Source organism: Anaerobacillus sp. MEB173, from assembly GCF_052119505.1.
Lineage (GTDB): Bacteria > Bacillota > Bacilli > Bacillales > JBJMAU01 > JBJMAU01.
The window spans coordinates 1-14,243 of the sequence record NZ_JBJMAU010000008.1 but is presented as its reverse complement, the minus strand read 5'-3'; the positions used below and the strand labels follow the sequence as shown (position 1 = coordinate 14,243).

The following is a 14,243-nucleotide window of genomic DNA, read 5'->3' as shown; positions in this document are numbered from 1 at the left end:
TCTACCTATTACTTTAATTCGTAAATTTTATTTAATAACTCAACAACACCCATATCTTGAGCAGCTTTCTCATGAAGCGGCTTCGCAATTTCGATAAATGGAGCACGATCAATTTCGTTAATTTCTGCACCATCTTCAATTGCTAATTGCTTGTACTCTTCTTCTTGAGTATATAACGCCTGACGCTCAGCTTCGACAGATGCTTCCGCAGCAGCAAGTAAGATTTCTTTTTGCTCATCAGTTAATGCATCAAATTTCTTGCCGCTAATTAATAATAGACGAGTTGTGTAGTCATGCGCTGTTTCTGTTGTATATTTTCCGTTTGGTGTCTTGTGATGATTTTGTTGCACGAAATAAGGGTAAGCATTTTCAGAAGAATCAACAACATTTTGTTGTAATGCTTGATATAACTCTCCCCAAGCTACAGATGTTGGGATTGCGCCGACTTGTTGCCAGTACTCTGAAACTACACCAGACGTTTGTGTTCGAATTGTCATTCCTTTAATGTCTTCAATTGATTCTAAAGGCTTTTTACCGTAATAGTGTCTTACACCGGCTGTCCAATATCCAATAATCTTAAAGTCATTGTTAGACTTCTCATTAATTAACGCAGCAATTTCTTCCCCAACTTCTCCGTCAACTACACTTTCCCAGTGGTCATAGCTTTCAAAAAGGTACGGAAGGGCAAATAAATCAACTTCTTTAATACCAGTTGCCGTCATAAAACCAGGAGATACTAAAACAACATCCGCGCCACCTAATTTAAGTTTTTCAACCAATTCTGACTCTTCAGTTCCTAATGTACCTGCGTGGACTTCAACTTCGATTGCTCCATCTGATTCACTCTCTGCTACTTCTTTAAATTTTATTAATCCATCCTGGTATGGATTGTCAGGTGATGTTTGGTTATGAGCAGCGATAATCTTTAGACTTTCAGCTGCACCTTCCCCACCTGTGTTACTTGTTTCTTCATTTCCTCCACAACCTACTAGTAGCATTGAAGCTGTTAACACTGAAAATATTGTTGTCATTACAGATCTTTTCATTTCATTTCCTCCTCAAGTTGCTTTCTGTTTGTTTTTTTATCAAAAATGAATAGGCTAAGATTAACTACTCTATTCAAGATTTGCATGCCTTTTGGTCATTTCCGCAAAATCAGTGTCTGACTCTACATTGTTTAATGTACCGATAATAGTCGCATCAAGCACAAGGTGTACAGCTTGATCAAATTGATTTCCAAGCGGTTGAATCGTCTTTGGTTCATGCGGATGGCGATACTTTGTTGCCGCAGGAATGACAAGTACCCCATCACTTATTGCTGCAATCTTAGACTCTCGATTTGTCGTTACTAAAAATACATTTGCACCGACGTCTTTTGCTTTTGTTGCAAACTGATAGATTGCTCCTGTTGAACCCGATCCAGAAATAGCAACTAACAAGTCTCCTGATTCAATACTCGGTGTAACGGTTTCACCAATGACAAACACATTGAATCCTCCGTGCATAAGTCGCATCGCAAAGGCCTTACCCATTAATCCGGAGCGACCTTCACCGGTAACAAAGATTCTCTTTGCTTGTTTAAGCTCTTGACTTAACTGCAGAGCTTCCTCTTCATTTACATTTGCAAGAACAGTGGACATTTCATTTGCCACAGTTTCAATGACTGATTTCATACTTTTCGATCATTCCTCTCATTTTCTCAGCTACAGCTCGACTATCAGCCTTAGTGATTGCACTACCAACAATAACAGTAGTTGGTCTCTTTTCTATTATCCCAGGCAGACTACCTACATTAATGCCACCGGCAACCGCTACTTCAAAGGTTGAGTGATTATCTAACAGAGAGAAGATATCATCTTGCATTTCTCCCTCTGTTTGCATGTCCTTCCCATAATGCAAACTAACGAGATCTATCCCTAAACCTTCTAGCTCTTTCATACGATTTTGATCTGTCACACCTAATAAGTCGACCATAATTCGTTTCTGTAGTTGCTTGGCAACCTCTAGCATGTCGGTAATCGTTTTATCTGCAGAGAAGGCCATAACTGTTGTGATATCAGCACCAGCCTCAAATGCTTGAAGTGCTTCATGTTTACCAGCGTCACACGTTTTCATATCAGCAACAATCACTTTATTTGGATACATACTCTTGATTTCACGTACAATGGTCATTCCATATTCTTTAATGACACCTGTACCAATTTCGATCCAATCAATGGAATCGACTGTTTCCTCAAGTATCCTGAAACATTCGTCTTTGCTAAGTCGATCAAGCGCTAACTGTATATTCATGCTGTGTCCCCCTTTCTACCTTTCAATAAACTCCTTCTCTCCAAGCTGTACAAGGAGATCATCCAAGTATGGTAATCCTTCATTATCACCAGAAACACTAACAATCATTGATCCTATCGTATTTGCAAAATGTAAGATTTTTTCTAATGGCCAGTTTTGCAGTACCCCATAGATAAACCCAACGTCAAATCCGTCTCCTGCACCAACAGTATCAACAACCTTCTTCGGCTTGACAGCAGGTGCTACAAGATATTCCTCATTATGGTATCCAATTGAACCTATTTCACCTTGCTTTATCGCAATGTAGGATATTCCAAACTTCTTACTGGCTGCGATAATTTCTTCAGGTATGTCTGTTCCAAATATAATTTTTGCTTCATCTACACCGGTTAGTAAAATATCAACATAAGGTAAAAATTCTTGTAACGCTGCTTTAGCATCCTCTTTGCTCCAAAGCTTTAGACGGATATTTGGATCACATGAAATCAGTAAGCCTTGTTCCTTTGCAAGAAGTATTGCTTTTTTAATAACATCTACATTCTTATCTTTATCCACTGCTGGAAAGACACCTGTAATATGCAGAAGTTTAGCTCCAGCAAACTGTGATGGATGTATTGCATTCTCTGTAATTGTTGATGTTGGTGAGTTCGAACGATAATAGTACGTACTTCCACTTCCATCTTCAAAAATTTCTTTAAAATGTACTGATGTTGGATATCCGTCAACCAACTTCACTTCCGAAACATCAACGCCTTCTCCTCGTACAAAGTTATAAATATAGCGACCAAACTCATCCTTACCAAGTCGACTAATCCATCTTGTTTGTAACCCTAACCTTGAACATCCAATTGCAACATTTAGCTCAGCTCCACCTACTTTTCGATCAAAAGCTGATACAAAGCGCAGTGGACCTTTCGATTGAGGATTTAGGGATACCATCGCATCTCCTATCGTAATTACATCCATGTCTGTGTTCCTCCTAACAAGATTCACGACTTATGAGAGTCGGTTCGAATCTGTAAATCTCTTCACTATCAATCTCTTTATTTTGTAATTTATCAAGAATTAAAGTTGCAGCTTTTAGCCCCATCTCAAATGTAGGCTGGGCAATCGTTGTTAAAGTCGGATAATACACCCCGGCAAACTCAACATCATCGATCCCAATTACCGCTAATTCAGTTGGTATGTTAATGGAGTGATCTTTTACATACTTTAGAATTTCCATTAACACTAGATCATTTCCAGCTAACAATGCGTCAGGGCAATTCTCTTGTTGAAGCATGTCCTTGAGACCTTGTTGAATTTCATCAACTTCAAGGCTTTTTATAAAATCATTTATTACAGGAAGGTTATTTTCTACTAATGATTTCTTAAATCCTTTTACACGTTCAATTCTCGGTGTCACATTGTGACTGACAGATGTTGTAATGATTCCTATTTTTTTATATCCTTTTTCAGCAAAGTGAGTAACTGCTAAGTCAGAAGCCTTTTCATTATTTAACATAACTGATGGAATCTTTACATCGTGTACCATTCGGTCGATAAAAACAACCGGATAATTCGCTTTAACTAAATCTTGATAAGTATCCACATTTCCAACAGTCGGAAAAATTATTAATCCATCAACTTGTTTGGCTAATAACATTTCAATGTATTTCTTTTCTTTTTCGGGTTCATCATCGGCATTACAAACGATGATATGAAACCCATACTCATGGCAGTAATCCTCAATGGCTCGAATTACTTGTGTTGAAAATGCATGTAAAATATTAGCTACAATAACTCCGATTGTTGAAGTGGATTTCTGTTTTAAACTTCTAGCAACGATATTAGGTTTATAACCTAATTCTTCAATTGCTTGTTCAATTCTCTCCTTGGTCTTCTCAGCCATATAATCAAAACGCTTGTTTAAATATTGGGAGACAGTACTTTTTGATACATTTGCTTTTTTGGCTACATCGGTTATCGTAACTTTACGCATATTTTATCTCCATACTTCTTATTATTTCTACATAATGAATTGACTTACCTATTCACTAAATCGTTTTAGTAAATCGGTTTAGTAAATCGATTTAGTTAGAGTATAAAATAAATGAAAGCGTTTTACAATAGTTTTTTTTAGTTACTAAATTTTCCCTATACAGTACCTTCTTTTTTCTGAAAATAAAACTACTTCCTATTAAACAAAATTTGAAATAGTAGACAAGTTTTTATTACATGTGTGCATACAAATAAGTAATCTATGAAAAGGAGGACAATCGTTATGACATTTATGGTTGTACGCAAAAAATGGCTTGTTTTAGGAATTGTATGTATTATTATAGCTACTGGTTTGTACTTTTTCTCCCCATCACCTACTGAAACAACAATGTCCAACCAAGCGGAACAAAATGAATTTGAAATTAATCTCGTTACTGGAGAATTCAAGACAACAACAGAAGATGGAAAAGAAATAGAAGCATACCGATGGGATCCTGGTACTATTTTTGTTCCAAAAGGGGAAAAAGTAAAACTATCGATCTTCGGGGTAAATGGAAAGGAACATCCTTTCATTATTGAAGGAACCGATGTAAGTGGAACTGTCCAGAAAGGAAAAGAAACAGTTCTTCATCTCCAATTCGAAAAAGAAGGCGTCTACCGGTTAATCTGTACAACACATGCAACAATTGCTGACAATGGCCCGATGATTGGCTATATTGTTGTACAATAATAGAAGAGCCTATTGGGCTCTTCTTTCAATTATTATGAAATCAATCCATTCTTCCATTGACCATGATATAATCCGGCATAAAAGCCTTGATGATCGAGTAGGTCATGATGATTTCCTTTTTCAATAATACAACCATCTTGTAAGACAAGGATTTGATCCGCTTGTCTGATCGTATTTAAACGATGGGCAATGACAAAACTCGTTCTTCCTTTCATCAATCGCTGTAACGCTTGTTGTATCTTCATTTCAGTTATCGTATCAATGCTACTTGTTGCTTCATCGAGAATTAAAATTGATGGGTTTGAAAGGATAGCACGAGCAATCGATAGGAGCTGCTTTTGACCTTGACTAATCCCTGATCCATCCTGCTGTAAAAACGAATCATATTGATGAGGTAATTTCATAATAAACGAGTGTGCATTAGCGAGTTTAGCTGCTCTTTCTACCTCTTCATCACTCGCATCGAGTTTGCCGTAGCGAATATTCTCTCTGATCGTACCTTCGAAAAGGAAGGTATCCTGCAAGACAAAACCCATCTGCCTACGTAGACTCTCTCTCTTCATTTTTTTACTATCGATACCGTCAATGAAAATACTTCCTCGATCTGGATCATAAAAGCGTGAAAGTAAGTTAATTAAGCTTGTTTTTCCCGCGCCTGTTGATCCTACTAATGCAATCGTTTGTCCAGCTGAAACACAGAAGCTGACACTTTTAATTGTTTTAACTTCCTTATCATAGGAAAACGTTACATTTTGAAACTCCACATCTCCTTTTACTTGTTCAACATTGATGGCCTCTATTTCATCGACTGCTTCATCGCTTTCATCAAGCACTTCAAACACCCTCTCTGCTCCAGCAATTGCTGAGAGAATGGTGTTAAATTGATTAGCAAGATCGTTTAACGGACGTGTAAACTGACGAGCATACTCAGTAAAAATGACAATTACTCCAATTGAAATCATTCCGTATAAAGCAAAGATCCCTCCAACACCAGTAATGATGGCAAAGCTTAAATTATTTAAGACATTCATCAATTTTGGGATAAAACCTGAATATGTTTGAGCCCAAAACCCTGATTCTCTAAGTCTTTCATTTTTAACCTTGAAATCAGCAATCACTCGCTCCTCTTGAGAAAACGTTTTGACAATCCTTTGACCAGAAACTGATTCCTCAATAAAACCATTCAAATCACCTAGGTTTTTTTGCTGTTCTTTAAAAAGTCTTCCGGTCCGTTTTGTAATCCATTTCATACCAAAGAACATGAGCGGAATAATGATTAATGTAATAAGTGTAAGTAACGGACTTAGCCAAAGCATGACAGAAACAATCCCAATCAACGTTAGTATACTTGTAAAGATTTGAACAACTGAGCTATTCAGTGTTGAACTGACATTTTCAATATCATTAGTTACTCTACTCATTAGTTCACCTTGTTGACGCTGATCAAAAAAGGTGATCGGCAATGTATGCAAATGACTAAATAATTGTGTTCGTAATGTATAGACGGTGTGTTGGGCAATCCTTATCATCCAATAGCTTTGTAGCCACTTTGATGCCGATAACATTACATAAATGACTACTAGGCCAATTAACAGCCTCGTAATACCACTAGTATCTTTTGTTACAATATAATTATCAATCGCTATCCCCACTAAAAATGGACCAAGAAGAGTAAGACTTGAACTGAGAACAATCATGAGCAAGACAAGAGCCAGTTGCCCTTTACTTTCAGAAAGATACCCCCACAGTCTAGTAATCGTTCCTCGCATATTTTTTGCTTTTGATTTTTTTTGGTCATTTTCTGATTGCGGATTGTCAAATGAAATTTTCTTGTGTTGGAAAGGTTTACTTAACTGTTTGAACATGATAATTCCACTCCTTTCCATACTGAGAGCGTACAATTTCTAAATAGAGTGCAGAACTTTGAATCAGTTCGTCATGATTTCCGTCAGCAATCAGCTTCCCATCCTCTAAGAGTAAAATCTGATCAGCCGAAAGTGCCGTACTAATCTTTTGGGTAATGATTAACGTTGTACAGTGATGCTCTTTTATTTTTTTAAATAATTTCGCCTCCGTACTCACATCGAGGGCACTTGTACTGTCATCTAACAATAGGAGTTTCGGTTTTCTAATCAGAGCTCTTGCAATGGATAGTCTTTGCTTTTGTCCCCCTGATAAATTTACTCCTTTTTGACCAATGATCGTATCATATTGAAGTGGCATATTCATAATTGTCTCATGAATTTGTGCTGATTTTGCCGCTTCAATGATTTCTTCTAATGTAGCATCTTCTTTTCCCCATTTGATGTTTTCTTTCACTGTTCCTGTAAAAAGTAATGCCTCTTGTGGAACATACCCAATTTGCTTCCTTAAATAATTAAGTTTCATCATTTTGATGTTATAACCATCAATAAAGATATTTCCTTTTGTTACATCATATAACCTTGGAATTAATTGAAACAATGAAGTCTTTCCAGAGCCTGTTGCTCCTAGTATTGCTACCGTTTTCCCAGGATCAATAACAAAAGAAAGATCAGAAAGAACATGTTCATTTGAGTCAGGGTATGTAAACGAAACAGATGTAAACTCAATTTTCCCACCATTCATTCGTAATGATTTGTCTGGGTTATCTAAATCCGTTACATCAACTTCCGTCTCTAATACGTCTGATATCCGACTTGCCGAAGCTCTTCCACGGGAAAAAATCATAATGATCATCGAAAATATTGAAAATGCCGCAGTAATTCTTGTTGCATAATTAACAATAGCTACGACATCACCGACATTAGCGCTACCAGAAGATACACCAATACTGCCAAACCAAAGAACTCCCAATATACTTAAGTTCATAACCAGCATGAGTATCGGCATCGTCACTTCCATCAATCGTAATGCCGAAACTGTTTTCTCGCGTAACTCATCATTTGCGTTAGTAAAGCGTTTCTCTTCATGCTCTTTTCTTAAAAGGGCTTTAATGATTCTTATTCCCCATAAGTTTTCCCGCATTACTTTATTTACTCCATCCAGCCTTTCCTGAACTGTACTAAACAGCATTCTCCCTTTTTTTAATACCCAGAATAAAAACAACATAAGAATTGAAACAGCAATAATAATAAACATGGCGATTTTTACATTTATCAAAAAAGCCATGATCATACCACCAATAACAACCAGCGGCGCACGTAACATTATACGCAAGCCCATAAACACAACCATTTGAATTTGGTTTACATCATTAGTCATTCTCGTTATTAAAGAGGAAGTTGGAAATCTGTTAAAATTCGCAAAGGAGAACGATTGAACTTTCTCATATAAATTCTTTCGTAAATCATAGCCATAATGTTGACTAACATGGGCTGCAAAGAACGAATTTATAATTCCCGCCAAAAAGGCAAGAAAAGAGAGACCAACCATGATCCCGCCCCAAAACATTACAATCGAAAGATCTTCTTTCAAAATGCCATCATTAATAATTTTTGCCATAAATAATGGTTGAATTAATTCTACAATTAGCTCTATAAATAATAAAAATAATGCTACAGCCATAAAAAATCGATAAGGTTTAAGGTAAGCCAATGTTTTTAACATATAACCCTCCAGACTTAAGAAAAGCGCATACAACTAGGGAATGAAGCTAGACAAAGTTGCACCTTCTAATTATCAAACAACATAGATTGTAGATTATAATCTATATTACATGAAATTCTTCATAATTAATAATTATAAGATTACTAGAATAATTTTATGATCAAGACAAAAAGCATTACCACGTATAAAGTGATAATGCTAAAAAATATCTTCTAGAGTTATTCCTTCATCGCACTATTAGCTAATAACATAATTGTCATATCATCCATTGGTGGATTATGCAGGCCTGCTCGTACATCACGGTAATACCTTTGCAGTGGATTTTGCTGTGACAAGCTTTGTGCTCCTACAATCCGCATGGCCAAATCGACAACTTCAATCGCCTGATTGACAACTGAATGCTTTACAGCTGAAAGGTCTGGCTTCATCAGTTGACGAGCATCTTGATCTGCTTCATCCCAAGTTTTGGCAACAGCATATAGAAAGTGTTGACTCTGAAGAATCCGCAGCTCCATTTCACCAATTTTTTGTTTCACATTTGGTAAATCAGCTATTGTTCCTTCAATACTGTTGGGAGAATAGCTTTTTGCAAATTGTATCGCATCCTCCTTGGCTGCCTTGGCAATCCCTAAATAACAAGCAGGAATGTGTAATAACCATCCAGCAGCTCGTTTATTACCTGGTGTTATGTATTCAACAAGGCTTTCTTTACTTACCTTAACTCCTTCTAATACAAGATCATGACTACCAGTCCCTCTCATTGCAATTGAATCCCATGTTTCTTCAATGGTTACACCATTTGATTCCCTATGTATTAAAAAACTGCCGACTTGATCAGTACCTTTTATCGACGCACTAACAACAAAGTAATCAAGAACTGGGGATAGCGTAGTAAATGTCTTTCTACCAGAGATCACCCATTGTTCCCCTTGTGCAATGGCTTCAGTTTCAGGCTTACCACCTCTTGTTGGACTACCAGTGGCACGTTCAGAAGAGGCATTATTAATTAAAGCGCCACGATTTACAACATCCTCACAAAATTTCTGGTACGTTGACTCCTCCCACGTTGGATTTTCATGTAAATTCTTGACGATTCCCATGTGCCAACCGATTGAAAGAGCGGTAGATCCATCTGCCTTTCCAATTGTTTCTTGGAGCTGAACCATTTCAAGCAGTGAGATTTCAAGACCTCCATACCGCTTTGGGACTGTTAAAGAAGGATAACCGACTTTTCGTAAGTCCTCAATGTTTTCATATGGAAACGAGTTATCTTCATCATGCTTTTTTGCCCGCTCTATAAACGGCTTTACTATCTTTTCAAGCGATTTTCTTCTTTCCTTACTAGTATGTATCGATTTTAAATCCATTGCCAATCCCACCCTATGATTACGTTTTTAAATTTGTTTTACTATAATATTAGATCGTTCTATTCATTCTTCTTATTTTACTTATAACAAAAGTATCTTCAGTATTGCAAACATCTTAATCTAAATCCTATCATCGTACTTTACTCCTCCATCTATTCTAACTATCTAATAATATGTTATACTACTATAGAATTTTAGAACGAATAGGGAGATAATTGAATGAGAAGAGAATTATTATTACGCTGGTCTTTTTTTGTATTTGGACTAATTACACTTGCATTCGGTATTACTTTAACGATAAAAGGAAAAGATTTAGGAATTGGACCTTGGGATGTTTTTCATTATGGATTATTTGTCCAATTTGGATTATCGATTGGTACATGGTCAATTATTACCGGATTCTTACTTTTAACCATAACTTCCCTTTTCACAAAAAAACTGCCTAAAATCGGCGCTTTTATTAATATGTTTTTATTAGGGATTTTTATCGATCTATTCAACTTTATATTACCAAACCCAGAAAGCATTATGATTCAAGTCATTGTTTTCTCTCTAGGTGTCATCATCTTAAGTTATGGAATTGGTCTTTATGTTGCTGCTGATTTTGGAGCAGGTCCACGTGATTCAATTATGTTATTAATCGTTGAGAAAACGGGTTGGAGTATTCAGGCAGTTCGTAATGGTATCGAGGTTACTGTATTACTCCTTGGATGGTTATTAGGTGGACCTGTTGGTGTGGGGACGATTATTATTGCATTTTTTCTTGGCACATTATTGCAGGTGTCACTTCCGCAAAGTAAAGAGCTGTTACATTTACTCCTCCAAAAAAACATGCCAAAACAAACAAACTTAGTCAAGGTGGAAAGGTAACTGACACTGAGAAACACTAGGGTTTCTCCTATTGTTCTGTCATTTTTTTGCTGATCAAAATAATGCTACTTATCACTTTTCTAATTACTCTCATTGCCATATTATTCAGCCCTCCTTTCACTCATTATTGTAAAGTATTACGCTGAGTGAGAGTCAACAAAAAAAGACTTCCTTAGCAAATGTAATAAGGAAGTCTCCACTTAAATAAAATACTTACAGATATTCAACTTCAAATTCGTTCGATAATAATTCCATCTTCTCCATATCCCACTCAAAGCTCAAAATAGCCGATCGTGAGGACTTATGAGAGAGAAGACGTTGTCCATTATTAATAACAAGACTTTCAGCTTCCCAAAATGTTACTGTCTTATCTTCCCCTGTACGATTACAAACAATTAAAGGTAAGCCTGTTTCTTTTGATCTTTGCTCCCACTCTCCAGTTGGTCCATGTAAACCTGGTCCCCATGATGAAGGTGCCACTAAAAACTTTGCTCCTTGATCTAATAAACTATGAGCAATTTTTGGGTTATAAGAATCAGCACATACTAGAACGCCAACTTTTACATTACTAATCTCAATAGGCATAATTTCTTTACCCGATGTCGACCAATTATCCACCCTGGATAGCTTTCTCTGTTTTCCAATGATTTCACCATTTTGGTTAATAACAAATACTGTATTATAAAGATGATTATCTATTGACCTTTCAGCACAGCCAAGAAAAACAGTTGCATTAACAGCGTCTACAAGTTTACAAAAATGTTTTAGCCAATCGTCTGGTTGTTCATTAATCCAATCCGTTCCAATTAGATGTGAAAACTGCAAGCCACTTACAGCTAATTCAGGTGTAATAATCCAATCAGCTTTATTAGCTGATGCTTGTGTTACTGCTTTTTCAATTAGTTTTTGATTATATGGGATATTCCCTGCAATAGGTAATAGATGTAATAAAGAAATTTTTATTTGTTTCAATAAATTTCCCCCTTATCAAACCGATTAACATTTACACTCTAAATAATAGCACTCATACCATGATGCCACAATAAAATGAAACTATCATAAACAGGGGTTTATCTTCATCCCCCTACTGATAGTTTAACGGTCTCAGGCTAAGATCGCCACGTCCCCGATGCAACGCCTGTGCATCGGGACACTAACCGGGCTTTTCGGACAATGAAGAGGCTAGGAAGTATCAGGATCCTAGACTCTGCTGGAATTCATATATTGAGATTTTTCATCAAAACAAATACAACCGCCGTGTCAAAAAGCACCTACTCAATATATCTTATCTAAAGAGGCTGATGCTTATATTTCGATAGTAAAAATACTATTTGGCATTCGATTATTTATTATACGAGGTGGCTGCGATGAAGATTTTAGTCATGTGGAAACGTCTTTCTGTAGGAGGGATTAACACCGGTTGGAGAAATAGGGCTAGTTATTTTTCCAAGTATGGCATCACTACTGAATTTCTTTATACAGAAGATACTGGTGGTAATACTCTATTGGATGGTGTAGCAAAATACTATTTGACCAAAAATAATGCCGAAATCGTTAGAATAATAAAATTGAATAATTACGACTGTATTATTGTTGTAGATTACAGAGAAATGTATCCACTGATTAAGAAAGCCAATTATAATGGAACAATTATACTTGAATCTAGAGTCCCACGAGCTGAATACGTGAAGCGGCAAATTACGAATACGACAGGTATTGATCCAACTCATATTATTGTACCTTCTAATTTTCAAAAAAGTAATGTAACTGCTTATCGCAAAGATATCCCTTTATCTGTTATTTATAACTCGATCGATACAGAATTCTTTAAACCGATTACAAATTTGAATCTGCTAAGAAACAAAGAACCAGAGCTTCCACAAAATAAAAAAGTTCTCTTATGGGTTGGAAACCTACTTGACCAACAAAAACGCTGGAAATTTCTATTACAAATCTATAAATCATTAATTATGGAACATAAAGATCTTGAACTTTGGGTCATCGGAGGAAAACATAGCGCTGAAGCAGGTGATTTCGAAAAAATGATACAAAAACTGTCACTATCTAACCATGTTAAATGGTTTCCTGTTGTTCTTTACAAAGATCTCCCACTGATCTATTCCAAGGTTTCTTATTCTGGTGGATGTCTCCTCTCAACAACTCAAAGAGAATCATTCGGCAATATTTTTACAGAGGCAATGTCAGTTGGATGTCCTGTAGTTGCCCCAAACATTACTGCAGTTCCAGAAGTCACATTTAGCTCCTTCATATTCTATGGCCGAAATTTCTTCCTGAATGTGGTACAATTTTGGATTTTTGAATCGACTTACTAAATAGTGAGGCAATTGCACTTTTGGAAATACTATTTTTCGCCACTGATTATCTACAACATAAGTGGTATTGTTACCGAGTCCTTTGCTTGAGATCTTTATTATTTTGCTGCCAAGGCTACCATTAGAAGGTTTAATATAGACTGTCTTATATTTTTGTAAAAATTGCTGAAGAAGATCATGCGTTAGACGTTCGGTATCCGGAATATGTGGCCGTATCATAGGGATTCCACACAAATAATGGTTAATATCGTATTTGTTACGATCCTTTTGTAGCGTTTTATTGATAAAAATAACCCCATAATTTTTTTCGAGTTTGTTTAATCTCCCTACACCTTTTCGCGTACGTAAATTTAGTCGACATAAGTTAACCTTAGGGATGATTACGGTTTTCTTTTGAAATGTTTGCTTTAAATAGGAGTATATATATCCATTGACCTGATTTTTATTTCGTTGAATATTTTTTATGGCATAAAAGCAAATATCTTGTTTTTCATCATCCGCTGCTTTTACATAAAAATCTATATTTTCAATCGTTTTTTTACCTTTAGTGATTTTACTTAATATATATTGGGAAAGGAGGATACCGATCATTAACTTCACCCCTTTTTTTAACAAGTATATGTAATAGGTGATAAAACGGCTATTAACTCAACGATTTGTTTCCTTCAAAACTAGTTAACAGTTAGATAAAGCTATCAGAAGGGATCCATTTTGAATAATAATTAACAACAGTACTCCCTCACTTAATCCAAAATATTCTCTACTATATAAATAATGTTATGTAAATAAAAAAGACCTAACCTAAGTTAGATCTTTTTTTCTTATTTATGTATAGCTATTTTTTTGTTAATGGCGCACCCTAGAGGATTCGAACCTCTGACCGACGGCTTAGAAGGCCGTTGCTCTATCCTGCTGAGCTAAGGGCGCAGATGTTTATTGATGTATTTTCAAAGAAAAAATCCTGTTTCTTCCTCTTCTCGTATTTCTTAGATGCTAGCTGCGTCGAAACAACTCGTAGTTATTTCACTGATGTTTTGCTCGTTGCTGAGCTAAGGGTACAAAATACTAAGATAATTAATTAAT

Annotated in this window: 12 protein-coding genes, 1 tRNA gene and 1 pseudogene; 3 read left to right on the top strand and 11 right to left on the bottom strand. The window is 36.1% G+C overall.

Annotated features, from left to right (window positions below; translation table 11 throughout):
- Nucleotides 1-8: 8 nt before the first annotated feature.
- The 5 genes from ACJ2A9_RS15685 to ACJ2A9_RS15665 form a co-directional block, all read right to left on the bottom strand.
- Nucleotides 9-1,046, bottom strand: coding sequence for a TRAP transporter substrate-binding protein (locus tag ACJ2A9_RS15685; protein ID WP_441422619.1), 1,038 nt, complete (start codon nucleotides 1,044-1,046; stop codon nucleotides 9-11).
- A gap of 69 nt (nucleotides 1,047-1,115) precedes the next feature.
- Nucleotides 1,116-1,673 carry a 6-phospho-3-hexuloisomerase gene (gene hxlB, locus ACJ2A9_RS15680; RefSeq protein WP_441422618.1) on the bottom strand — a complete coding sequence of 186 codons (558 nt, stop codon included), beginning with the start codon at nucleotides 1,671-1,673 and terminating at the stop codon, nucleotides 1,116-1,118.
- Nucleotides 1,657-2,292, bottom strand: a complete 636-nt coding sequence (gene hxlA, locus ACJ2A9_RS15675; protein ID WP_441422617.1) for a 3-hexulose-6-phosphate synthase — start codon at nucleotides 2,290-2,292, stop codon at nucleotides 1,657-1,659. Before hxlA ends, hxlB begins: the two co-directional genes overlap by 17 nt.
- 15 nt (nucleotides 2,293-2,307) lie before the next feature.
- Complete coding sequence (locus ACJ2A9_RS15670) at nucleotides 2,308-3,258, bottom strand: sugar kinase (protein ID WP_441422616.1); 951 nt, start codon at nucleotides 3,256-3,258, stop codon at nucleotides 2,308-2,310.
- A gap of 13 nt (nucleotides 3,259-3,271) precedes the next feature.
- Nucleotides 3,272-4,273: a LacI family DNA-binding transcriptional regulator gene (locus ACJ2A9_RS15665; protein ID WP_441422615.1), complete on the bottom strand. Its 1,002-nt coding sequence runs from the start codon at nucleotides 4,271-4,273 to the stop codon at nucleotides 3,272-3,274.
- Between the two features lie 282 nt (nucleotides 4,274-4,555).
- On the opposite strand from ACJ2A9_RS15665, the gene ACJ2A9_RS15660 reads away from it, so the two are divergent.
- Nucleotides 4,556-5,002, top strand: a complete 447-nt coding sequence (locus ACJ2A9_RS15660) for a cupredoxin domain-containing protein (protein WP_441422614.1) — start codon at nucleotides 4,556-4,558, stop codon at nucleotides 5,000-5,002.
- A gap of 32 nt (nucleotides 5,003-5,034) precedes the next feature.
- On the opposite strand, the gene ACJ2A9_RS15655 is transcribed toward ACJ2A9_RS15660, so the two are convergent.
- The 3 genes from ACJ2A9_RS15655 to ACJ2A9_RS15645 form a co-directional block, all read right to left on the bottom strand.
- Entirely contained in the window at nucleotides 5,035-6,867 is a 1,833-nt protein-coding gene (locus tag ACJ2A9_RS15655) for an ABC transporter ATP-binding protein (RefSeq protein WP_441422613.1), read from the bottom strand.
- Nucleotides 6,848-8,590 carry an ABC transporter ATP-binding protein gene (locus tag ACJ2A9_RS15650; protein ID WP_441422612.1) on the bottom strand — a complete coding sequence of 581 codons (1,743 nt, stop codon included), beginning with the start codon at nucleotides 8,588-8,590 and terminating at the stop codon, nucleotides 6,848-6,850. Before ACJ2A9_RS15650 ends, ACJ2A9_RS15655 begins: the two co-directional genes overlap by 20 nt.
- A gap of 218 nt (nucleotides 8,591-8,808) precedes the next feature.
- Nucleotides 8,809-9,957: an acyl-CoA dehydrogenase family protein gene (locus ACJ2A9_RS15645; RefSeq protein WP_441422611.1), complete on the bottom strand. Its 1,149-nt coding sequence runs from the start codon at nucleotides 9,955-9,957 to the stop codon at nucleotides 8,809-8,811.
- 219 nt (nucleotides 9,958-10,176) lie between these two features.
- On the opposite strand from ACJ2A9_RS15645, the gene ACJ2A9_RS15640 reads away from it, so the two are divergent.
- A complete protein-coding gene (locus ACJ2A9_RS15640) occupies nucleotides 10,177-10,827 on the top strand; it encodes a YczE/YyaS/YitT family protein (protein WP_441422610.1) in 651 nt (216 codons plus the stop codon).
- A gap of 213 nt (nucleotides 10,828-11,040) precedes the next feature.
- Here the strand turns inward: ACJ2A9_RS15640 and ACJ2A9_RS15635 are convergent, their stop codons facing one another.
- Entirely contained in the window at nucleotides 11,041-11,799 is a 759-nt protein-coding gene (locus tag ACJ2A9_RS15635; RefSeq protein WP_441422609.1) for a carbon-nitrogen hydrolase family protein, read from the bottom strand.
- Nucleotides 11,800-12,194: 395 nt separating this feature from the next.
- On the opposite strand from ACJ2A9_RS15635, the pseudogene ACJ2A9_RS15630 reads away from it, so the two are divergent.
- Nucleotides 12,195-13,019: pseudogene (locus tag ACJ2A9_RS15630) on the top strand (glycosyltransferase family 4 protein); the annotation flags it as partial.
- A gap of 9 nt (nucleotides 13,020-13,028) precedes the next feature.
- Here the strand turns inward: ACJ2A9_RS15630 and ACJ2A9_RS15625 are convergent.
- Together ACJ2A9_RS15625 and ACJ2A9_RS15620 are read right to left on the bottom strand one after the other, a co-directional pair.
- Nucleotides 13,029-13,751: a YheC/YheD family protein gene (locus tag ACJ2A9_RS15625; RefSeq protein WP_441422608.1), complete on the bottom strand. Its 723-nt coding sequence runs from the start codon at nucleotides 13,749-13,751 to the stop codon at nucleotides 13,029-13,031.
- Between the two features lie 259 nt (nucleotides 13,752-14,010).
- Nucleotides 14,011-14,087: transfer RNA gene (locus ACJ2A9_RS15620), tRNA-Arg, on the bottom strand.
- Between the last annotated feature and the right edge of the window lie 156 nt (nucleotides 14,088-14,243).